General features: G+C 74.9%; 1 protein-coding gene. It reads left to right on the top strand.

Features of this window, described 5'->3' with window-relative positions:
• On the top strand, nucleotides 1–1,005 hold a 1,005-nt coding region (locus DQW06_RS27550), incomplete at both ends, for a serine hydrolase (protein WP_157983633.1).

Here is a 1,005-nt window from a genome sequence, read left to right as displayed (position 1 = left end):
TCCCTGACCAGAATCGCGGCGGCGGGCCTGGCCGCCGCCCTCCTGATGCTCACCGCCGCCCCCGCCCGGGCCGAGGTCCCCGACACGGATCCGGGCGCGCTGACCTCCGAGGCCGTGGACGCCTACGTGTCCGACTACCTGGACGCCTCACCCTTGCCGGGGGCCGCCGTCGCCGTGACCCGGGGCACCGAGGTGGTGCGCGCGGCGGGCTACGGCACCGACTCGGCGGGTGGGGCGATCACCGCCGACACCCCCATGGGGGTGGCCTCGGTCAGCAAGGCCTTCACCGCGCTCGCCGTCATGCAGCTCGTGGAGGACGGCGCACTCGCGCTCGACGACCGGGTGGCGCGGCACCTGCCGGGGTTCACCCTCGACGACCCGCGCGCCGACCGTGTCACCGTCCGCCAACTGCTCACCCACACCTCGGGGATGTCCGACACCGCCTTCCGGGAGAAGAGCGCCCCCGCGGCCGAGGACCTGGAGGGGGCGCTCGCCAGGATGGCGGACTCCGGGATGGCCGCCGATCCGGGCACCGAGTTCCACTACCACAACCCCAACTACCACGTCGCGGCCCGGCTGGTGGAGGTCCTCAGCGGCCGGTCCTTCGGCGAGTACATGGACGAGCGCGTGTTCGCGCCGCTGGGCATGGACGACACCGTCACCGTCGACACCGCCGAGGAGGTCTTCGCGGCGGGGGCGGCCCCGGGGCACGTCGCCGTCCTGGGCGCGGCAGTCGCGGTGCCCGAGCCGCAGAGCTACTTCAACGGCGCGGGCGGCATGGTCACCACCGCGCACGACATGGCCCGCTGGCTGGTCGCGCAGAACAACGGGGGGCGGGGAGCCGACGGCGCCCGCGTCCTGTCGGAGGAGGGGATCACCGCCACCCACACCCCGGTCGGCGGCGCGGGAGGCGACACCGCGCTGGGCTGGAACGCCGGGGAGAGCCCGGCGGGCGCCCCCATGGTCTCGCACGGGGGCATCCAGTTCACCTACACCGCCCACCAG

This window comes from Nocardiopsis sp. TNDT3, from assembly GCF_003427465.1.
GTDB classification, from domain to species: domain Bacteria; phylum Actinomycetota; class Actinomycetes; order Streptosporangiales; family Streptosporangiaceae; genus Nocardiopsis; species Nocardiopsis dassonvillei.
Note: the sequence above shows the minus strand (reverse complement) of the source record. Positions and strands in the feature narration are given on the sequence as shown.